General features: G+C 38.7%; 23 protein-coding genes. All 23 read right to left on the bottom strand.

What is annotated here, in order from left to right:
- Nucleotides 1–146 precede the first annotated feature (146 nt).
- Nucleotides 147–806 (bottom strand): hypothetical protein, encoded by a 660-nt coding sequence (locus tag EKM78_RS09065; RefSeq protein ID WP_125771515.1) that lies wholly within the window; start codon nucleotides 804–806, stop codon nucleotides 147–149.
- Between the two features lie 3 nt (nucleotides 807–809).
- Nucleotides 810–2,636 (bottom strand): BppU family phage baseplate upper protein, encoded by a 1,827-nt coding sequence (locus EKM78_RS09060; protein WP_125771513.1) that lies wholly within the window; start codon nucleotides 2,634–2,636, stop codon nucleotides 810–812.
- The gene (locus EKM78_RS09055; RefSeq protein ID WP_125771510.1) at nucleotides 2,626–2,850 is read right to left on the bottom strand and encodes a hypothetical protein; all 225 of its coding nucleotides are present in this window, start codon (nucleotides 2,848–2,850) and stop codon (nucleotides 2,626–2,628) included. Before EKM78_RS09055 ends, EKM78_RS09060 begins: the two co-directional genes overlap by 11 nt.
- Entirely contained in the window at nucleotides 2,822–3,049 is a 228-nt protein-coding gene (locus EKM78_RS09050; RefSeq protein ID WP_125771508.1) for a hypothetical protein, read from the bottom strand. The genes EKM78_RS09055 and EKM78_RS09050 overlap by 29 nt, the downstream gene beginning before the upstream one ends.
- A gap of 11 nt (nucleotides 3,050–3,060) precedes the next feature.
- Nucleotides 3,061–4,869, bottom strand: coding sequence for a phage tail protein (locus tag EKM78_RS09045; protein WP_125771506.1), 1,809 nt, complete (start codon nucleotides 4,867–4,869; stop codon nucleotides 3,061–3,063).
- Nucleotides 4,869–5,597: a phage tail domain-containing protein gene (locus tag EKM78_RS09040; RefSeq protein WP_125771504.1), complete on the bottom strand. Its 729-nt coding sequence runs from the start codon at nucleotides 5,595–5,597 to the stop codon at nucleotides 4,869–4,871. Before EKM78_RS09040 ends, EKM78_RS09045 begins: the two co-directional genes overlap by 1 nt.
- Complete coding sequence (locus EKM78_RS09035) at nucleotides 5,594–10,189, bottom strand: phage tail tape measure protein (protein WP_164507277.1); 4,596 nt, start codon at nucleotides 10,187–10,189, stop codon at nucleotides 5,594–5,596. The genes EKM78_RS09040 and EKM78_RS09035 overlap by 4 nt, the downstream gene beginning before the upstream one ends.
- An 87-nt stretch (nucleotides 10,190–10,276) precedes the next feature.
- Nucleotides 10,277–10,549: a hypothetical protein gene (locus tag EKM78_RS09030; RefSeq protein ID WP_125771499.1), complete on the bottom strand. Its 273-nt coding sequence runs from the start codon at nucleotides 10,547–10,549 to the stop codon at nucleotides 10,277–10,279.
- 16 nt (nucleotides 10,550–10,565) lie between these two features.
- Nucleotides 10,566–10,694, bottom strand: a complete 129-nt coding sequence (locus EKM78_RS13310; RefSeq protein WP_010623932.1) for a hypothetical protein — start codon at nucleotides 10,692–10,694, stop codon at nucleotides 10,566–10,568.
- A gap of 53 nt (nucleotides 10,695–10,747) precedes the next feature.
- Nucleotides 10,748–11,083 carry a phage tail assembly chaperone G gene (gene gpG / locus EKM78_RS09025; protein ID WP_125771497.1) on the bottom strand — a complete coding sequence of 112 codons (336 nt, stop codon included), beginning with the start codon at nucleotides 11,081–11,083 and terminating at the stop codon, nucleotides 10,748–10,750.
- A gap of 99 nt (nucleotides 11,084–11,182) precedes the next feature.
- On the bottom strand, nucleotides 11,183–12,274 hold the full coding sequence (locus EKM78_RS09020; protein WP_164507276.1) for a hypothetical protein: 1,092 nt from the start codon (nucleotides 12,272–12,274) through the stop codon (nucleotides 11,183–11,185).
- Between the two features lie 73 nt (nucleotides 12,275–12,347).
- Nucleotides 12,348–12,941, bottom strand: a complete 594-nt coding sequence (locus tag EKM78_RS09015; protein WP_125771493.1) for a major tail protein — start codon at nucleotides 12,939–12,941, stop codon at nucleotides 12,348–12,350.
- Nucleotides 12,942–12,994: 53 nt separating this feature from the next.
- Nucleotides 12,995–13,342, bottom strand: a complete 348-nt coding sequence (locus EKM78_RS09010; protein WP_211334357.1) for a hypothetical protein — start codon at nucleotides 13,340–13,342, stop codon at nucleotides 12,995–12,997.
- A gap of 59 nt (nucleotides 13,343–13,401) precedes the next feature.
- Nucleotides 13,402–13,773, bottom strand: coding sequence for an HK97-gp10 family putative phage morphogenesis protein (locus EKM78_RS09005; protein WP_125771491.1), 372 nt, complete (start codon nucleotides 13,771–13,773; stop codon nucleotides 13,402–13,404).
- Nucleotides 13,774–14,106: a phage head completion protein gene (locus EKM78_RS09000; protein WP_125771489.1), complete on the bottom strand. Its 333-nt coding sequence runs from the start codon at nucleotides 14,104–14,106 to the stop codon at nucleotides 13,774–13,776.
- Nucleotides 14,106–14,420 (bottom strand): head-tail connector protein, encoded by a 315-nt coding sequence (locus EKM78_RS08995; RefSeq protein WP_125771487.1) that lies wholly within the window; start codon nucleotides 14,418–14,420, stop codon nucleotides 14,106–14,108. Before EKM78_RS08995 ends, EKM78_RS09000 begins: the two co-directional genes overlap by 1 nt.
- Before the next feature lie 148 nt (nucleotides 14,421–14,568).
- Nucleotides 14,569–15,705: a phage major capsid protein gene (locus tag EKM78_RS08990; protein ID WP_125771485.1), complete on the bottom strand. Its 1,137-nt coding sequence runs from the start codon at nucleotides 15,703–15,705 to the stop codon at nucleotides 14,569–14,571.
- Between the two features lie 47 nt (nucleotides 15,706–15,752).
- Nucleotides 15,753–16,385 (bottom strand): HK97 family phage prohead protease, encoded by a 633-nt coding sequence (locus EKM78_RS08985; RefSeq protein ID WP_048703728.1) that lies wholly within the window; start codon nucleotides 16,383–16,385, stop codon nucleotides 15,753–15,755.
- Entirely contained in the window at nucleotides 16,348–17,598 is a 1,251-nt protein-coding gene (locus tag EKM78_RS08980; RefSeq protein WP_125771483.1) for a phage portal protein, read from the bottom strand. The genes EKM78_RS08985 and EKM78_RS08980 overlap by 38 nt, the downstream gene beginning before the upstream one ends.
- A 189-nt stretch (nucleotides 17,599–17,787) precedes the next feature.
- Nucleotides 17,788–19,497 carry a terminase large subunit gene (locus tag EKM78_RS08975; RefSeq protein WP_125771481.1) on the bottom strand — a complete coding sequence of 570 codons (1,710 nt, stop codon included), beginning with the start codon at nucleotides 19,495–19,497 and terminating at the stop codon, nucleotides 17,788–17,790.
- A 12-nt stretch (nucleotides 19,498–19,509) separates the two neighbouring features.
- Complete coding sequence (locus EKM78_RS08970; RefSeq protein WP_125771479.1) at nucleotides 19,510–19,962, bottom strand: phage terminase small subunit P27 family; 453 nt, start codon at nucleotides 19,960–19,962, stop codon at nucleotides 19,510–19,512.
- 268 nt (nucleotides 19,963–20,230) lie between these two features.
- Nucleotides 20,231–21,103, bottom strand: a complete 873-nt coding sequence (locus EKM78_RS08965) for an HNH endonuclease (protein ID WP_125771477.1) — start codon at nucleotides 21,101–21,103, stop codon at nucleotides 20,231–20,233.
- Between the two features lie 50 nt (nucleotides 21,104–21,153).
- A complete protein-coding gene (locus tag EKM78_RS08960; RefSeq protein ID WP_211334358.1) occupies nucleotides 21,154–21,876 on the bottom strand; it encodes a DNA-methyltransferase in 723 nt (240 codons plus the stop codon).
- Nucleotides 21,877–22,150: the final 274 nt, after the last annotated feature.

Below are 22,150 nucleotides of genomic sequence, written 5' to 3'. Positions count from 1 at the left end.
CCACGACTTTGACGAATACGGGCATGTGCGGGGATTGATCAATAAAATTATTTTCTAACCCGAATAACATTCCTAGGGTAAAAGTCTCCAATCCTGTGATAGTCCAGAACCTGTTCTCTCGCACGTATTTCATGTCGTCACCTTCTTTAGTAGAATTCTACAGAATCAATGAGTGGCAATACAGTGAAATTCGTAGAGTCTGTATTTGCCGTATCCATTCCAACGTAGTCTTCCCAACTTTCAATTGTTAATACAAAATGGTCTTTAAAATATGTGTCTCTGGCTGTATAGAATGAGCTTGATGGGAATGATTGAAGCGAAAGATCACTACTAGCATTGCCATGAGTATCAATTACATATATAGGAAAACCACTTCCAGGACCAGGCAGTTTAATGTTATTTCTAGTTTCACCAGAATATAAGTCTTTACTTAAAACTTGCGGATTAGCAAAGCCTCCACTTGTGTAATAGTTGCTGGATGGCACATACCACATTTTTGAACTGTCTGGGGCGCTTGGACTATCAAAATTATCAAAGTTCGTATCTGTAATAGCCATTTGTGCTGTGTTCATTGGGAAATGGTTTCGCCATGTGATTTTAAAACCAGTTTTTACATTCGAAAGGTCAGGCTTTATATCGTCAAAATGATAATAGATTCCACGCCCGTCATTCCCTGGATATAACTGGTGCCTAGGTTTTATCACTCCAGTAAAATAACTGACCTTGTCCCACACCAAATCACTGCCAACATATTCCTTGCCATATCCAGCTACGTTGTACTTAACGCCGTTGTTGTAAATCGCCATATATTAGCCCTCTTCCTTAGTGTGGTAATTAACGTTAGCATCATGAGATGTATTGCTGTATTGTGCTTCCGTACCAAACCAATCGCTGTGGAATCCTGCATCGTAGTTAGCTTGCTTGAGGTCGGCTTTCTTAAGGTAGCTGGTAAGCGCTCCGTCAATTAAATCGGCAATCTTTTGATCGGCATATTTTTGTAAATCGTCTTTGAACTTTGCTACTTCATCTTTAGTAGCATAGTCTTCTGGAGCGGGTGCCCAATCTGTTGGAATGGTTCCAAGTTCAAGTTTTGCGTTTGAGAAAGTAATAGATCCTACGAAATTATCTAGTATTGGACAAACGCCACTGGCTACACCGTGGTCTGTTCTCACGCTTTCTGGTACTGCAAAGCTATACGAATAGTGTCCAGACAAATGATTTTTGTCAACTGTAATGGAGGCTTGACCTGGAAAATCCCATGGACTGTCATTGAACTGCAAATAAAATCTTCCTGTTGCATCCGATGTAGCAACCCAATCGAAACTAATTGTGGCATTTAAAGTATTCTTAAATAATGCAGCTGTATTTTTAACAGATAAATAATAATCTCCTCCCGAATTTTGATTATCTGTATTTAACCCTTTTATTATGTGTGAAGTACCTGTGTCTAATAAATAGTTCCTTCCACCAATATTATAAGGGTCTTTAGTAGCGTCCATATCGCTTCTTAATTTAGCAATATCATTTTTGTTAGTCGTCATTTGAGTTAAATCAACCAACGTATTTAACTCGGATTTTTTAACATAGTTAGCGGTCAATGCTGTCTTGTCAGCTTTGCTGTCCACAGCCGTCAGTGCCTTATTAGCTGTGGCATTAGCTGCATCAACATCAGCTTTGATCTGTGGCACATTAATATCTGCCACACTCTTAGATACATTAGCCAGCACTTGATTCAAACTAACAATTTTATTATCTATTCCATCAATGTCACTTTGTGCCGTGGAAATATTACCCTTAACAGTATTCAAAGCATTGTCAGAACTGGCTTTCATGTCAGCTAGTTTTTTAGTTAATTCAGCCTGCATAGATTTCATGTAAGTTTCATTCTTAGCAGTGAATTCATCATGTAAGCTGTCTAGCCACTTGTCGATATCAAGTATCTTTTTATTCAATTGGTCAACAGTAGCTTGCAGGCTGTCGGCAACTGTTTCAGCGTTATCTTGCTTGGTTTTTAATTTAGCTATCTCTGTGTCAGCTTCCACACCTTTATCTTGCAACGTTTTTACCGTTTTATTGACATCCACAACTGCTGCATTAAATTCACCTTGATATGCTTCCTTAGCTTTATCTAATGCACTATTCAAGGAATCTTTAATAACTTGAGAGTAATCAGTGTTTTCAAGCTGTGCCTTGAGTTCATCAAACTTCCCCTGCCATTCATTAATAGTCTGTTGCCAAACACGAGTTAGGTCGTTTAGCCCTGGAATATAGTCCGTGGAAGGTCCATGAAGCGTGATGCTTGGTTGAATATTAATTTCAAAACTCTCTGTGGACACAGATTTATTAATCAAAAAATAAGCGTTGACAATGTGACCACTAGCAGTAGTTAGATTATTCGTAACCTTGTAAGTGATAGTGTTCCCACTCACAGTTGCAGGGTCGGTAGCTACTGCTGTACCGTCTGGCTTTTGTGCAAATAATTGCGCTGATGTCATACCAGAATAGGCTGCACCATTGTCCAAAATAGTAGCCACGATAGTAGCCGTGCCACTATCGCCTTCACGCAAGCCAATTGGTGAATTGATAGTATATTTAGCTTTGTTAACGTCTAGCGTTACTGAATATCTATTCGCCATGGTCTTCACCAGCCAATTCTTTTACCATTGTACGGAACGCATCAAAGTCTTTTTGCTCTGCTTCTTGTTCACTAGCTGATAGTTTGTCCATTTGTGATTCATTGACATTAACAGAGCCATCCGGGTTAATTGTCCCGTAGAATTGTGCTAACATCACGCCACCTAGAGTGGATGTTCCATTGAAATTAATCGTCTTGTGAGTTTCTAGCGCCATTATCGTCATCTTCCTTTCTTAAGCTTTCTGGGAATGCTTCGGGGAACTTATTGAATAGGATTTTTAGTAGTTCTTCGTCCTTATCAATTTGTGCCTGTAGCATTGCCTTATCTTTGATCAGTCGCATGTTTTCGTATTGAACATTCTTTAACACGTCTTCAAGCGTGATACTGTGTAGTGCTTCTAAATTTAGTTCCATTGTTTACGCTCCTATTCATCTATTCCCTTACCAGCAATTCGCCAGTCACCATATGCAGATGAATTATTAATTCTAGCAACTAGGTAACTACCATTCCAAAATAAACTAACTCCAGAATTTCCAAATCTAATTTCATCATATACAGTTAATGTTCCTACGTTGTTGATGTTCCCGTGGCCAGTACCCATATTTAATCCTGGTGTACTGATTCCGTATGTACTATTAATAATTGTTTGATGTCCAGAACTATTACGTGTCGTATAAATAGAACCAACAGAACCAATATTTACACCATTGATCTGTCCGCCGTTGATAGTTGCACCTGTGATAGTTACAGACGTGAGTGCTTGATTACTAATTTTGTCGGCGTAAAATCTACCATCAGCACTCATACCAGTAATAACAGTGCCATTGTTCTTGTGGAAGCCCATGCCGTGGTCATCAATCAATAGATATCCATACGGCGTGGTAATCTCCATTTGCGTTGCTTCGGCAAGTGTAGGAATCCAACGAATTTTGTTATTACCACCGGAATTCATGAAGTTAGTGATATCTCTCTGTGTAGATTGAACTTTTTCTGTGACTGCTTTCTGGTAGTTCTCAAGCATTTCTTTTTGCTGTCTGGTAAGGTCGTTGACATCATCAATCTTGTCGTTTGTTTCATCAAATATCTTATTGATATCGTCCTTCTGATTTTCCAGTGCATCATCAGATTGTGCCTTGTTATCGTCAGCCTTTTTGTTGGCGTCAGATATACGCTTATCCAAATATCTAAAAATAGTCTGCTGCACTGTTCCAGCTTTCAAACTCGTGTTTATCATCTTGTCGGGATCAAATGTCCGTTCAGTCACAGTCTGTTCTGTAGTTAAATCGTAATCGGGGTCATAGATACGAGCTGTATCCCCGACTTCGGCTATCTTGGCACGCTTGCTGTTGCTACCTGCACTATCAATAGTGATAGTGTACGTTGGTAAATCAATACCAGGATTCTCTTTAAAATACTGTTTGGATACATCAATCAAGTCTGGGATATTCTCCACACGGCTTGAGTAGTCAATATACTTACGGTGTGGAAGATTATATTTTCCCTTGTACGGTGAATTAACTTCTGGAGAATATTGTTTGTGATTCTGTGTTACATGCGTTTCATCTCCAGTCGTTCCTTCGATATCCTTCATGGTGAACCAGCCTACTATAGAAGTAGTTAGCTTATCGATATTCTTTTCGATAGACACACCAGAGATATTTTTACCCCTACGCAGGTCAATTGAATTACCAGTGTTATAACTGGTTAACTTCATGTTATTGCCCTTGCGGACGACACGACCATTAAAAATAGAGGCTAACGAATTGTTAGCCCCTACCATAATTTGTCCTGGGTTCTGGTTAGAATAAGTGACGTCAGTCTTACCAGCATTCTTACTGATGTCAGTACTGTACGTAAACGACTGTGAGGGCAAGTCTAGCTTATCTCTCATCTCTGATATAATGGCACTCGCCGTTTTATAATCTGTGGTTAGATCTCCACGCATATAATTGTCGTTCGTCATCATAGTGATTTGATTACACGTCACAGTCATTGTTCCAGGGTTTTTAGTATCAGTTTTAGTGATAATAAAAATATCGCTGTCGTTAGCATTGACGGCGATACGAACAAACATTTCTGGTTTTACTAATTTAAAGTATTTTGAATTTCTAGTAATAGTAAATGTTGCCGTGTACTCACCGTTCAATACTTCATGAACTGACTGATTATATGCATCAGAGATTGAGCCAACAACATCCTTTGCTTTGTAATCTCGATATAAAATAGGTTTCATTAAATCGTCCTCCATCTAGGATATACGACTGCGTTACCTGCAGTAATAGTTACGATACCAGGTGGCAGGCTTGGGAATTCTTGACCCACGTTGAAAGCATTCTCAACAATAGTATTACCGTTGTACACGTCTTGCTGTGATTCTTCGCAATCGACCCAAGCGCCACCACTAGGCAGTGGACCAAACGTATAAGGTTTGCCATTGATTGCAATGGTTGTTGTCCCAGAATTTAAGAAGTGGATCAATGGCCTAGAAGCATAATTAAAACGGTTGAACGTTTTAGTAGTACCATTCACAGTTACTGATTCGTCTGGACGGTACTGCTTGAATGCTTTGGCTGTAAGTTTTATCTTAACTTCTGAATAATAACTCGTTCTTGTTAATCTACTAGATGTAACAACTTCTGCGTTAGAAATTAAATACTCATAGTTAGGTTCGCCGTAGTGCATGAAACTAATATATTTATCAGTGTCAAACGCTGAATATAGTGCTGACAAGCGCAATGTACGGTCTTCTTCATCATAGGCACGAACAATTATATTGAGATCTATCTCTCGATTATCATAAGCACCTTCATCTAGAATGATTTGTTCGTTTCCACCCTCAATAGATGTGAGGGATTTTTTTCGTTTTGGGATATTGATAGTTGGGTAGTTCTCAAGTATTGCGTGTAGATCTTCAATACCATTTTTACCATTAATATAAAAGTTACCTTTTTTTAAAATCATGCTATTGAACCACCTCCAAATGCAGTACTTTGATTATTAAATATCTCTCTTAATTTTTGCTCAATGATGTCAGCAGTTTGTTGACCTATCTGTTGACCATCTCCACCAGAACCATTAACAGTTACGTTAACTTTGATATTCTGATTGTTTACTAACTTACTGTTATCAGAATTATTGGTGTTCGTCGTACTGTTCGAATAGTCAGTCAGTCCAGAATTCAATGTGGTAAAGTCGTTGACCACCTTGGAATATCCTGGTGTTCCGTTTGCATATTGTTTGATACCGCCAAACATTCTGCTAGTCTCCCGAGCAGGGACAACTTGCGAATGCTTTGGAAGTGTAACCATGACATTACGTCCTTGTGGAATAAATTGTTCGCCAGTTGGAAGTTTGATCAACTCACGGAACATTGAACCACGTTCATCATTGACCATTGCAATTTCTTCACCAGAATCGTTAGTACCTTTGGCGTGACCTCTGATAGTTTGAACAATAGTTTTAAAGAAATGAGTAACTGGATTTTGTCTATTCCAGTTTGAAATAGCACCAATAGCTGAACTAGCTGGCCCTGATGTATTATCATGCCCTTTAAAATTCTTATCCTTTACATTCTTATCATTGTGTCTTTGGACGGCATCTTGTGATTCTTTAGAAGCTTGCTTGTTATTTGAAGCGTCACCTTTATACTTTTTGGTATCAACATTCTTGTTATTATGTCTTTGAACGGCATCCGTACTTTCCTTGGATTTCTTTTTGACGTCTTCGGCATCACCCTTGAATTTTTTGGTATCAACTTTCTTCTTATTGTGCTTGTTGATAGCATCACTTGAATCATTGATCTCACCAATTAATTGAGCTTTGTCACCTCTGAGTTTTTTGATAATAACAGGTTTTCCGTTATATGTACCGACTGCTCTTTCACCCTTTTTAGTCTTTTCCAAAACGTCTTGGTTTTCAGCTGTTAGTTTTTTCTTATTCGCTTTAGACATGTTCCAGCGAGTGAGTGTATTGCCTGCATCAAAGAATTTAGCCATGGCATCATCAGAATTAACAATGATATTCTTTTGAGCTTCTGGCATTTGATTGAATGAAACATATGAACCAATCAAATTACCTAAATCAGTTGCGGAATTCTTTGAATTAATAATGGCATCTTTTTCATCAACTGGTAGGTCATTCCACGTTCCAGCTTTAACCATTGCTGCAACAACCGGTGCAGAAGCTTTATCATTGATAATCGCATCATGAGCCTTAACGTCTAATCCATTCCACAGTCCTGCTTGATAAAGTGGCTGGACAAGCTTAGCAGTTGCTTTATCGTGAACGATAGCGTTCTTGTCTTCCAAGTTAAGTCCTTGCCATACACCAGCCTTAACCATAGCACCAATCAATTTACCAGACGCATCGTCACGTACAACAGCATTTTTCTCGTCAAGTGTTAAGCCGTCCCATTGTCCTGCATCAATCAATGCATCCACAATTTTACGACTAGCCTTGTTGTTAATAATCAAATCTTTTTGCTTAGGGTCGAGGTTGTTCCACTCTCCGATATTTTTCAATTGATCAACAACTTCCGCATTACCTTTACCAGTAACAACAGCTTCCTTAGCTTCCATACTTAGGTTATTCCACGTACCAGTTTTAGTTAGTAAATCTACTAAATCTTTCTCACCAGAAGTATTAACCAATGCTTGCTTGTCTTTCATGGACATATCGTTCCACTCGCCGGCATTGATCATAGCAATAGACAATTCTTTTTGTCCTTTGGCACGTACAATTGCAGTTTGTTGCTTGGGTGTGAGCTTATCCCAGTTGTCAATATGTTTTACAACCTTGGTTAAATCTTCATCGCCTTGTACACGAATCATTGTTTCCTTTTCTTTCCAAGGAAGGTCATTCCAACGTCCAGACTGTATTGCTGCTTCACCAATCATTGATTTAGCATTTGATGTGATTTTTGCATGTTTAAGCTCGAATTGAAGCTGTGCCCAACCCATACCAGTCTTGGCTGTATCATTGATAGTTTTTTGTGCATCAGTCTTGATACGACCAGTCTTAGGGTCAAGGACCATTTTGTTCCACTGCTCGCCGGCACTCTTAGTAATTTTAGACATCTTAGAAGCTGTATCTGCAATACGTGAGTTGGATGTGGATACTTTCTTTGCGGCTTTTTCAGTGTAATTAGCAGCATCTTCATACGATATTCCCATGGAGTTCAAGTACGCTTGAATACTCCCAACTTGATGCTCTGCTATTTTTCCAAGCTCAACATATTTCTTGCCTTGCTTGTTCATAGATTTTTCTTGGTCTTCATCAAGCTTGGACATTGCTTTGTTATAATCTTTTTTGTTCTTAATAAAATGGTTCTTGTATAGTGCTTTAATCTGCTTAGCTTGTTTCTTGTACGCCGCTTGTTCTTTGTTCATAGAAGCTTCAAGTGTTCTTAATTTGTTTCCAGCTTCTTTTTTAGTTATGTTCTTGGTGTCTTCACTCAATATTTTTTGAATTTGAGTTTTCTTCTTGCCTGAAAGACCTAGAAGTTTAATCTCATCATCATTCATTTTCTTCTTGGAATTCAGAATGTATTGATTTTCGTCATCAGTGTACCCACGGTGTTTTTTTGCAGCATTTTTAACAATGTCATTAACGTTGTCACTAGTTTGCTTAGCGTTCTTTTTAATTTTCTCATTGTTTTTCTTTTGCTTTTCCGCAGCTTTACTAACTATTTTAGCAACATCATCTGGCAACCCCTTTAGGCCTTCGGTAAGTTTCTTATTAGCGTCATCAGCTGTTTGACTAATTTGGTCAGACATGCCTTTAAATGACTTACCAATAGAACTTGCGCTCTCACTGGCATTACCATCAAATTCTTTTAATGCTTGACTTGCTTGGCCATTAAAATCTTTCATGTGGGTGAGTGCTGTATCAGCTTTCTTACCAACAGTAGTTCCCCACTTGCTGGTTTCTTTGGCTGATTCAACTGCTTGTTTGCCCCACTTGTTCCAAGCCCAGACACCACCAGCTACAACAGCGGTAGTACCTGCAATTGCCAAACCAACTGGAACGATCGCACTTGATGCACCAGTTGCAGCTAAACCTGCACCGCTTAGCATCTTGCCTAGTAATCCTGCACCTTTAGAACCAGCGACTGCTTCTGTTCCAACGGCAGTTGCAGCTTTAGCAGCAGTACCAGTTTTACCTGCAAAATTAGTAGCTTCAAATGCACCTTTACTAAGCATTGACTTAAATCTTTGTGCGCCAGTTGCTCCCAATTCTCCTGCGGCTTTAAATCTTGCAAAACCACCAGCTACAACTGATAAAGCTGTGGAAGCTCTACCAACGGTAGAAGTAAGTTTTCCAAAGATACCAAGCACTGGACCAATGGCAGCGGTCAGCGCAACTGTCTTGATAATGGTCTGTTGTGTGGATGAATCCATCTCACTGAACTTCTTTACCACATTGGTTAAATCTTTGACTAGTGGCATAAGTGTAGGTGTTAACTTCTCACCAACCGTGATGGCTAAGACGTGTAATGATTCTTTAAATCTTGCAATTTTGGAGGCTGATGTATTGTTCATGGTATCAGCAATTTCTTTAGTCGAACCACTAGCTTCTTTAGTCTTCTTAGTCAGGTCAGTTAAAGCACCACCACCTTCGGAAACCAACGCATTCATACCTGCCTGGGCTTGTGTACCAAATGCAGTAGCAATAGCGGCTGCACGTTGCTCTTTAGTCCATCCCGCCGTGTTAGTTTTGATCTTATTCAAAATTTCAGGGAGAGTTAGAGAGTGATTCTTGAAATCAGCCACATTAATGCCTAATTCTTTAAAGCCTGCTGCATTCTGTTTAGATGGCTTCATCAAACGTGTTAATGCTGAACGCAATGCAATACCGGCAACTGAACCTTCAATACCTTGATTACTCATTAAACCAATTGCTGACGCTGTTTCTTCCAAACTAATACCGGCAGCATGTGCTGTAGGACCTACATAAGTCATGGCATCACCCATGTCAGTAAATCCTGCAGCGGTTGCATTAGCTGTATAAGTCAAACTGTCAGTAACACGTTCAGTATTCTTAAGCATTCCGGCTGTACTTTTTGACTTCAAGCCAAACTGTTCAAGTGTTGAAGTTGAAACAGTCATAACATCATTGAAGTCGTCACCAGAAGCTTTGGCAGCATTCAATATGGAAGGCATTGCTCCCATTGTTTGGTTGGCTGAATATCCACGCTTTACAAGCTCTGTCATACCAGCATTGATCTTATTAGTTGAAATACCATACTCTGTTGCCCATTTCTTACTTGCATCAGACATTTGTGTCATCTCTGATTTAACTTGAGATGCACTCTCACCATTAGCTTTCAGAAGCGGTGCAATGTTAGCAATCTGTGAATTAAAATCAATAGCTGATTTAGCAGCGTAACCAAAGCCTGCAACGATTGGTGCGGTAACTCGTGTAGTCATGGTCGTTCCGACTGCACTCATTTTTTGACCGACACGTGTGGCTTTATTACCAAATGTACCTAGTTTTTCAGAAGCTTTTTGCCAACCAGAGTTTTGCAACACAATTTGCTTATTTGTGCTTTGCATTGCAGCATCCAACTGTATCATATTTGCCTTTGTCTTGTTAACTTGAGCAGCGGCGTTTTGTTGTCTACGTGTTAACTTCTCTTGTTCTTAAGACGTTGAGGCTGTTTGTTTGGATAGTCTAGCGTAAGTTGCTTTTTGCTCTTTCAACCGTGCTTGATAGTTCCGCATTTGCTGTTGCATTGTTGAATATTTGGCTTTCAAGCCATTCAAACTATGCCCGTATGCTTTAGCGGCAGCATCTTGAGCTTTTAAAGCGGCTTTTGTATTTTTGATTGTGGAAGTTAGTGCAGCAGAAGATTGTTTAAACGGGTCGATGTTTAAAGTGACCGTTGCGGCTAAATGTCCTAAGCTTCCTGCCATATTCTAACCCCTTTCTTTAAGCAAACAAGAACGGGAACGCTCTATCGATAGTAGTTTCTTTCTCTTCGTAAATATGGTTCAACCTGTGGACGTCATCCATAGTCATTTTGTCTAAATCAGACAACTTGTAATCCTGTTGCATCATACTTTTGTAAAAACTATCGATATTATCGAGCGAATCCGTAAGTGATTGCTTTGTTATTTTTTTGCTTTACCTTCATCAACTTCATCAGCGTCAGGTGTTCCAAGTGCATCATCAATAGCTTTGGAAACTTCTGTCATAGCCTTTCCATCAGCACCGTTTAAAACATCTTGACGTGAGAACTGATTGTTCCAGAAATTAACAGCAAAATCGGCCACTTCTTCTGAATTCTTTAAAAATTGTTTATCAGTTGGACCATCATCATCTTGATACATAGCCACTTGATGTTGCTGTAAAATCAAAGCTCTTGTGATTTCCTTCAAATATGGTGGCTCTGTTCGTTTAAATTCTTCAAGCTTGCCATCAATTCGCAATTTAATTTTATATACCATTGATTTCTCCTATAAAAAAAGCCGAGACATTTCGTCTCGATTTAAATATTTGTATTCCGACCGCCATCCGCTACCAGTAAGGGAGTATGCTTTTAAAAATTATTCTGTGGTTGTGTCGTCTGTGGTTGTGTCACTCTTAGTCGTATCACTTAAAGTTGTGAATGATACTTTTACACGATTCGATTCACCACTTGAGTTTGACCAGTAAATACCATATTTCTCGATATAAGCGGTTTCAGGATTCAATCCATAAGCCTCTACTACATTTAGTTTGTCACCAGGAGCATCATATCTGACTACTCCGTCTGATACTCTATATAAATGCATTTGTGACTTTTCAAATTTAGTATCTCTTGATGTATTATCAGTAATTACTGCACCTCTTGTAATTGGTACAACAGTTATTTTATCTGGATCAATGTCAACTGGTTTAGGTAACTTAGCAGTTGTAAACATGAACGTTACACGCTTACTTGTTCCACCTGCATTAGTCCAATACAATCCATACTTACTATCGTATGAAGTTTCTGGAGTCAATCCTGTAAGCTGTACTGAATTGACACCAGTAGATGAACTATTGATATCTTTACCAGTTGAAACATCATAGATGTGTAGTGTTAACTCTTTGCTAGATGTCTCTCGTGGTGTTAAGTCTTTAATTACTACACTGTATGGAGCTACCTCGACATTGATCTTACTTGGGTCAATATCTACAGGCTTTGTAGTAGTAGTAGTAAAGTCCAGAGTGACCTTGGAAGTCTTACCAACACTGTTCTCCCAATAAATTCCATATTGGTCAGTGTAAGCCGTCTCCATGGTCAAATCTGGAATTGAAATAGTATTGTTGCTTGAACTAGCAACGATACTACCATCAGAAACCTTGAATGCTTTTAGAGTAGCCTCTTCAACTTGTAAATCTCTAGTTGTTCCATCTTTAATTACCACATGGTCTGGATACGGTGTAACCGTGACCTTATTGGAATCAATGGCAACTGGTTTAATCATCAACGTCTTAAATCTAGGCACATCCACATATTCACTAAATAGTTGAGTACCAGGGTTGTACCAACGGATACTATACATATTTTCATATGCAGTGTTTGGCTTAAGATTATCAATCTTAATACTAAAATTCCCAACCGCACCATTAATTAAATCTGATGGTGTTTTTAATTGTAAATTTTCGCCCATGTGTGACTGTGAGTCACCGTTTTTATCAGTGACCACAACGGATGACTGCTTTATTGAGCCAACTGATAAATCACTAGGCTTCACTGGGAATTTCGTCTAAGGCCTTCAAATCATCTTCACTCTTAGCAAATACGTATTGTTTGAATGAAGCAAGATCAAACTCTTCACTGTCTTCACGACCGATAACAACCATCATGCCATCATCAGCATCTCCACGAGGTGCAAATGTACCAGTTGATTCATCTGCTTGTGGGTCTGGTGTTCCGTCAACAGTCTTAGTATCGATTCCTGGAAGTGAGAACTTACCTTTGAGCATTCCTACCCAGACACCTTTTCCGTCTTCCATCTTAGTCTTGAATACTACAGCGATATCATTAGGTACAAGGTTCTTGTTGTACAATTCAACGCCTTTCTTAACATTGATACCAAACCAATCTTTACGTGCATCTGATGTAATATCATAAATTTTTACGTCTAGTGTTGCTTCTGAAATACCACCAGAAAGAACAACGTAAGGACCATCATCTGCAGCGATTGATTTCAATTCATTTTTTAGATCCATCTTAACTTCTGTTAAGCCTGGAAGTGCTTTTTCTTCGCCAGGCACAAAATCATTTTCAACTAAACCGTAACTGAAATGTGATGCACCAAATTTAACTGTTCCCATTATTAATACCTCATTTATTTAATATTTTTTTGCATAAAAAAAGGACTTACTGATTAAGCAAGTCCTTGAAATTCATAATTACTTTGAACCATAAGTAGGTCCGTCATGTCTGGATCGGTAGCACGATATTTGTAATAGCGTTCAAATCCAAATGAACGCATCAACTTATATATCAACCGTTCCATATCAACTGATTCTTGAGCTTTGGTTTTAACTATCCAAAAATCAATCTGAAAGCGTGGATATTCGATAATTCGTTCATCATCAGCATAGTCAGCCAAATCTCCTGGGATAGATGTAATTCTTATCCACGGCGCATTCTTGTTCTGAACAAACGAATTGACTGGTGTACCCACAAATATTGGATTGTTAGATAGTCGCTTACCTCTTACATCATTCATAAAATCAGTCAATGAAGTGCTTTGGTTTAAAAACTTATATACGTCATATTCTGAAATTGTCATACTTGTAAATTATCCTTAAAAATTTGTAGTACTTGACCACGTGTCTGTTCTTGAGTTTCCTCAATAAAATGCTGTGGCTCTTGCTTAGATGTACCCGAGTTAGGAAAGTGAGCAATTGGACCTTTGACCTTGTCGTAACCAACTGGTGCTTGATACTCACCAGTCTTGATGGACACATTACTAACCTTCATATGTTGTTTAAGATGTCCCTTGCCACTGTGGTCAATTGGTGAAACAGGGGTGTTTTCTGCAAGTTGCTCGCCAAAAAATCTAGCGCCTTCACGTACTGACTTTCTAGCTTTCCTATCAAATCCAGCTTCTAGTGTTTTAACGTTGTTCAACATCTCTTCGATACCTGTTACAGTCATCTATTCCACCGCCTTACAAGCTATCTTTGTGACGTTGCGTTTGCCATAGTCTGGATCAATACTATCTATCTCGTATTCTTTACCACGCCAAATAACGTGCCACATTGAATCAATAGGAATACCGATCTCAAACTTGATAGCAAAGTTAGGCAATTCTTTACGCATACCAACCTTAGTAGTTGGGTCACGAAACTCCCGCATTGGTGTGTTCAATAGTTCCGCCCAGCAGGAATATTCTGTGGTGCTTTTTTCTTCAGTAGGTACACCAAATTCTGTAACGTCTGGCTTCTTAGAGATGAATTCAATACGTTCAGTCATGTGTGTCAATCTCATTATTTATCACTCCCTAATTCGGTACGGAGCTGATTAATGACATTAACGACCGTTTTATTTTGGAGCGGAAACCGCATGACTTCTGAACCTGTGCCACGATAGTAGTAATCTTCTTCCACATACTTCATGAGTGCCACAAAAAAACGGCTATCCTTAATGAGTTCAGTGGGAGTAAGATCAGTGTCAATAGCTCGTGCAATTTCAATTGAACCAGAATCAACTAACTGTTTTAAAACATCATCATCAAATGATTGGTCAATTTTGCAGTAGTTTTTTAACGTTGCAAATTGCTCTTTATTAAGTAGGTCTGCCATAAGCTAACCCCCAATCTTTGAAAGCAATGTGGCTTTTGTATCGCCACTTGCGTAAGTAATACCTTGACTATCTAAATATGCTTTTATCTCTGCAACAGTAGAGTTCTCATCAATCGCCCGTGTAATTGGTTCTACTGTTTTATCTGGGCTAGGCGCTGGGAGTTGAAGCCTTTTGTGTTAAGAAGTAACCAGCTTTTTTATCAGCAACTTTAACGTCAAAACGTGTTGCGGCTTGCAAGTATTGACCAAAAATTTCATTGTCAACCCAACGTACTTGGATATCTAATCTATCAGCCATGATGATTGCACGCTTGATATCACCGACCCAAGCATGTGCTTCTCCTGCTTTGCCAAGTGCTGTATCTTCCACAACTGTGACTGGGATACCTAATAATCTAACTGATGAACCGTCTACGATTGGTTGTTGTAATAGGTATTGTCCGTTGCCATCTTTTAATGTATCTAAGTAGTTATAGAATGATTGACTGGCAATAATTACCTTTTGATATGCAGGGTCAAGATCAACGTTGATAATGTGTTTAATATCGTCAACTGATTCGCCTGCAACGTCTTTAGCTGTGAAGCTTTGCAATGCTGTAGCAATTACAGAGTTGGTTGTATGGATTTTTTGTTCTTGTGCGTTTTGTGACACGATAGCCAGCAAGTCAACAGCTGAATCAGCAATAGATTCGTTTGATACAGGAATAGTACCACGATATGTCTTAACTTCCCAGTTCACTGTTTCGAATTGTGGTTTTGCTAACTCTGGATTCTTAGCAAGTTCATCAACTGATACAAGTCCAGTAGTAGCACGTTTCAAAATAGGATATTTACCAGAAGCAGTATTGGCTTTAAAGTGTTGTACTAATTTTGATAAATCAGTAACTGATTTAACTTCTGATTCTGGATTGTAAACAATGTCCTCTGGGATAGTTACATCAGCATCTGGACTTGTTAAGCCATCACGTACAGCACCTTTAGTATGTAGATATGTATTCAATGCTGAACGTAGTTCTGTGTTTCCACGCTTGAGTGAACGTTCTAGTCCTTGTTCTTGCTTGTCGTTTGCAACAGCCTTGTATGATGCAAGTGTTTCGTTTCTAGACTTGATTTCAATATTCAAATCTTTTACTTCTTTAGCTTTTGCATCAGCGTTTTTAATATCATCATCTGATGGTTTTTCAGCATCTAACAATGCTCTTGTTTCTTGTACTAATTTTGTTTTACGTTCTTGCATGTTTTGAATGTCATTTTGCAATGAACGAATTTTTTCGTCGAGTGTCATATATGACCCCTTTCCGCCTACATTAGGCAATAAAAATAGCCATCCAATTAATCTTGGATAGCTTCTTTAATTTCTGAAATTTTTAACTCACGCAATAATTCATCACGTTTCTTGAGCAGTGGCAATTCTCTGATAGCCTTAACTTTCTCAAGTGACCTTGCACCAACGGATACATTCGTATCTGAATATGCAGGTGTGGTAACTACTGATACATCATACAAGTGCGCAATGTTATTGATACGGCGTTCATAATCTACGCCTTCGATATCACTACGCTTCCATGTGTCGGCAGTATCATCATCTGGCATATCAAATGCAAATGAGCATTGATTGATAATACCCGATCTAATATTTTCAAGTACATCATGAGCAAGTGTTGTATCTGGGAGTGTGACCTTAAATCTCAATCCAACGTCATCAACGTTCATTTCAAGATTAACGCCCGACCGCCCTAACACTTGAGATTGATCGTGGTTAAAAGTAGCAACTACGTTGGACATGTCTGTATTATCTAAACAACGTTTGTCTAGAGTTTCCACAAAAACATTACCAAATCCCAATGGATTGGAGCGTTTATCAAATTTCAACGCATAGCCTTCAATCACATTGCTGTTTGTTTCTTCATCACTTCGTAACTCAACCTTAGATTGTATCGTTCTTAATTCCCGTGTTTGATTCATTTCCCTCACCCCCCTTCTGGTCTTGATAAGCTTCTTTTTTATCAAGGAATACGGTATTCAATGAAGATTGATAACGATTCATATTAGGGTCATCAATAGGTTTCTTGCCTAATTCACGTCTGCCTTCATTGTTCGAGTAAATACCGTTTTGCTGAAGGGTGGCAATATCCGCAACAGTCATGCCGATTTCTTTAGACACGTCAAAATCAAAGTATCTATTGTGTCTATCCTCATCAGACAACAGTTTGAGCATTAATTCTTGCTTGATAGGCGTTAAGTAAAACGGAAGATCGTACTTAACATATCCTTCTTGCAACTGCTTTACTGATTGGTTAGGCGAGTTAACGGCAAGTTTGAATGCAGGAATACGCAAAGCCTTAGCAATTTGATTGGTTGACCAGTTGTTTGAATTGATTAAATTCAAAACGTTGGTATCAACTTCAATAGGCGTGTACTTCATTGTGGAATCAATTATCACTGGAGCATTGCCACCAGTAGACTGTGCATATTCAAAGTCTTCTCGAATCTTCTTACGAGCTTTCTTGTTCAATCTCGAACCAGGTACTTCAAGAACCGCACTCTTTAATCCACTCTTAAAGAACTTGGATAACGTATTAACTCCTGAACTTTGAAGATTCATCTCATCCCCCAACGATAAGAGTGGGGAGCGACCTAAAATAGTATCAGTTGAGAAGAATTTCATATGTATCACATCTTCTGGCTTGCATTCAATCATGCTACGTCCATCATCTGGAGTAAATTGATAAACATATTTAGCACCAGATGTGGTATTGATCTGATTGATGTTTGTTTGAGATGGTGCAAAAAATTCAAACTCAAGTGGCTTACGTGCTTGTGGTCCTCGCTTACGTGGGTCACGTTTGATACGTGAATAAGCATTACCAGTAAGAATTGCATTAGCGACCATGGCAAACTTCCACGTATATGCCGATATGATTTCACTACTCTTCTTATTTAATAAATAAGTAACTTCATCATCTTCCACGAATGCATCATCTTTGTCCTCAAATTCAAGGATTGGAAACCGAGCAACATCACCAGCAATAATTGATACAGCTGTTAGAACATCAGAGTTCTTTAAAGCACCGATACCAACAGTGCTTCCACGTGAGATGCTTGGCAGTATTCCATCACTCAAGTACTGACCCGCCCAGTCATCTGGGCTAGTGTTTAAACTTCTAAAAAAGGCCATTTATTTACCTCCTATCTGATAGGTATGCAATTACGATTAGTTCAATGCCGGATACTATCAAACCGGCAATCGTATTGATCTTGAAGCCTGCAATAACAAGCAACAAAAAACCACAGATAAGTAATATCTGTGGCACATTAATTATTAACCAGTCAAATATAACCGATAATATTTTTTTCATATAATCACCTAAAATCCAAAATCATCAGACATAACATAATCGTCTGTTAAAAAGTTCTCGATATTCTCTGTAAAACAGATAGCATAAGCATCAAGCAATGCATCAAGCGCATCAATTTTATTACTGTACTTATTCTTGTCGATTCTTACACCATTGTTGTCAGTCATGGTAACAGCGTTGTTGGCAGCATTCGTTAAAATCTCATTGCCAGAATGTTTTATCTTTCCTTCCAGAACGTCATCTCTGAATTGCTTTGTTGGCATTGAGAGTGTCATTGTTCCCTGCCTAATCGTTATCTGTTGCCATTCGGGGTGGTTCTTTTCGATAAGTGTTAACAGTGGTCCATATTGATAAGGGTCGTACATGATACCTTGTACTTGAATATCGTTACTTTCAATAAAATTATCTAGCCATTCATAAACACGTTCGTTATCAATAACACCAGATTCAAGCGTAGTGATCTCACATTCACCTTTTTCTTCCACACGGCGATAGTCCATACGGTCACGTTTGATTTTTGCATCAAGCCCGTACTTCGTTCCAACAAACGAATAATTGTCAGAATACCAAACGCCTTCAACTGGATACATCCACGAGATTGCATATAAGTCAGAACTCTTACCAACGTCCACACCAAACCAAACACGTTGACCGTGGATGGATGGCATTTCGTCTGCTACGGCGTTTTTCCAACTTTCAATATCAATATATGAATTCTCTTCTGCTTGCCTCCACATGTTGAAATTCTTGACCAGAACAGCATTCTTTTCACCAGTTTGCTTGGCTACTTCCCAGCGCTTACTTAAGTATTCTGTAAGCTTGCCACTGACCGACTTAACCTCCAGTAGTGGATTGCTTTTAATCCATGTGGATTGATCTTCAATCTCATCAATAGATTCTTGCTCGGCTATGAACGCAAAATACTGGTCGTCTTCTATCTCGCCTTTAAGGATTTCCTTGGCACGTGGATATTCCACAGTGAACATAGGAGCGTTCATATTAAAGTTAGCCGTGGATATAATTACTATCAACGGATTATCAAGCTGACCTTGACCAGATTCAAGCAGTTCCATCATCTCTGATGTTTTACTTGCTCCATATTCGTCTAACACTCCCAGATATGGTTCAAAACCATCAGTCGCCCCCGTATCACGAGAGAGCGGACGTACATAAGAATCATCATCAAGGTTAACAAGTAGCTCTCTAATTCGCTTAGTTGACTTCTTGACGTCTGGATACTTAGCACGTAACTGATCTAACTGTTTACGAGCCATCTCAAATGCAATTTTTGCTTGTTCTTTGTCGTTAGCAGTACAGAATATTTGTCTTGAACGTGCAGGATTCTTACCAAACAAGAATTCATAAAGGATAATACCGGCTATAAGTAGCGTTTTTCCTTGCTTTCTTGCCATAGACACGAAAACTTTATGATATCTACGCAAGTCATGGTTGTCTTTACGTACCCAACCATAGATAGATTCGATAATAAACTTCTGAAAACCTGCTAGTTTGTGGTTATCACCCTTAGGGTCGGGCAGCATTTCAATAAATCTAACGGCTTTTTGTGCTTTTTTCTTGTCGAAAATGTACGGAAAGTCACTATTTTCGGACTTTTTGACGTCTTTTTCATGTCTTTTAACAGCATTTAATACTGACTTGCAGGAGAGAATATCACCGTTTAGTATCTGTTCAACATAATCTTCAAATGTTTCTACCAACTGGTATCCCTCCTATCCAAATATTTCTTTTAAGTTGTTCTGTTTCTTGGTGTCTTTTGGTATGTTCAATCTCATTCTGGAATCAATAGTTAATCCAATTTCAGACGCTGCGGAACGAATGTTTTTTGATATCTTATCTAGTGCATTAATCAACGTGATACGATCGTTCATGTCATCCACATCATCAAGTGCACTATTGATCTCATCAAACTGCTGATACCAAACACAATATTGTTCCACCATTGCCCTATCCACAGCTCTTATAGGAAGGTTACGCAGGTCTGGTACGATTCTCTTCCATTCTGCTTTGGCAACTCCAGATAGCCGATTTGGGGGTGTAGGTTGCAACATCTTGTAACCATCAGAAGCTAACACTTCGGCATTGTATTTGGCTTCTTGTTGTTGCTTAGTTAGATTAGCCTTAGACTGCTCTAACAGCCTATATCTTCCACCTTTACCAGCCATAAGCATCACTCCTTTCTGTTAGTCCCCACTTTTGGCAATATATGGGGTTTAGTCCCCACTTTAAAAGCTTATTAAATAGAATTTCGCTCGCAAAAAAGGGGGCGTGTGTTCAATCGTGCCCCAAATCTTCACCCCCGATTTTTTTGGTGGGGGTAGGTCTACCTACTCTCCCATAGGGTACAGAGATTTACGGCGATATTTTTTTCTGTTTAAAAAATTAATAAAATAAAATTGTCTGAAATTACATTGCACAAACAATAAATTATTTTTATTTTTTTCTTTTTTTTGTTTTTATCAATTTATAATCATCAAACAATCCTTCATCATCTAATCTATCTATCTTGTCCATAGTAGTAGACATACTGTCCGTGTACCGTCCGACTGTCTTCAATCTTCTTGTACATTCTTCTCTTGTTGTATCAAGTCTTAAGTACTCAACATCATATCCAGTTGTGACTAACAAGTTCTTCAGTCTTTCGTCTGGGAAGGTTCTTAATATCCACACATTATTAAACGTACGCTCTGTCCTTAACTTGCGTAGTATCATCTCGTATATCAGTTCCACATACTCATAGATATCTATGTTGGACTGATGAAGTCTAGACTTGATGTCAGATAGTTTAGCTTGACTGTTTGATTGATTGTCATTGTCTGAATAAATTGATTCAATTAAATTTCCATTTAACGAACTCATTAACAAATCATAATCAAATAATAGATCGTGACTAGTATCCACCATACTGGCAACATAGCTAGCCATACCGCTACCTGGGTAGCCTGATATAACGTGTACCTTCATAGCTCGTTGTACTCCTTTGTGTCGCTTTGTCCATTCTCTTTTAGTCTTTAGTTGATGACACTTCTTACATAATGTTTCTAAGTTATCAATGTCATATCTGTTTGACCAATCATCTTCTGATGGAACAATATGATCAACTAGATAACCTTTATTGCCACATCTTACACATAGGTCAAGGTCTCTGGTCATGGCTTCAGCTCTCACCTTTTGCCACTGGGTACTATGGTAAAACTTAAGGTAGTCTGGTTTCTCAACGGCACGCCTTCGATTATATTGCTTGTCGTATTCAGAACGGGACACCTCATCAAAATCAACCAGTACCCGTTTTCCATTTTTGAACATTAGCTTCTTTGGTTTGCTGATACTGGTCACCACCTAAAATAAAAAGACCACTATTCGTGATCTTCAATTGCTTCATTAATTCTCTTAGTTGCTATGTCGAAATAGTTCTGATCTAATTCATAACCAATAAAATCACGATTAAGATTAACTGCCGCTACTCCTGTTGAACCTGACCCCATGCAATTATCAAGAACTACATCGCCTTCGTCAGTGTATGTTTTAATCAGATACTCAAGTAGCTTTACTGGTTTTTGAGTTGGATGCACTGTCTTACTTTCACTATTGATATACAACGCTTGACGGGGATAATTAGTGTATTTCTGAACGTAAGTATGTCCACTCGTTCTCAACAAACCCTTTCCAGAACTATCTTCTATGTTCCTTCTTAGTGTTTCTCCACCTACTGAATTACCATTCTTTTTGGTTTTATTTATTTCAATAAGCCCTTGAGGATTATATGTTGGAAATTTTTTATAAAAAACAACTATATCTTCCACGTTTCTTAAAGGCTGTTTTTTTGCATTAGCGAACCCCGTTACTTTGTTTTTGTTCCAATACCATTGATAGCGAAATATTTTCGGGTTGCTCATAACCAGCGAGCTCGTAAATGGCTGGCTCGCAGTTAACACAATAGCACCGTTATCCTTTATAATCCTTTCGTATTGTTCCCATAATAAATCAAAGGAAATAATACTATCCCACTTACAAGCTGTCGTTCCATAAGGTAAATCACATAGAATCATGTCAACCGAACCATCCGGAATAGCTTTCATTAAAGCTAAACAATCACCTTGTTTTAAATCAATCATTAAATTAATCCTTTTCTCCAAAATAAAAAGACCAGTCATCAGACTGATCTCCGCAATGGTCTCCGTAGAGATACCACCACTCTCTTATTAATAGTAAGGCATGGAATCGAACCTGCATACTTGCTAGCGTATAGTATATCCACACCACTGGATACATCCCACCGAGGAGGATTCTATGAATAAGGGATGGATACACTCCCGGTATGTATATCCAATGAGGATCAGTGGAATCGAACCA

It is taken from the genome of Companilactobacillus furfuricola (assembly GCF_003946325.1).
Lineage (GTDB): Bacteria > Bacillota > Bacilli > Lactobacillales > Lactobacillaceae > Companilactobacillus > Companilactobacillus furfuricola.
The sequence above is the reverse complement of the archived record's forward strand: the minus strand, read 5'-3'. Positions and strand labels throughout refer to the sequence as shown.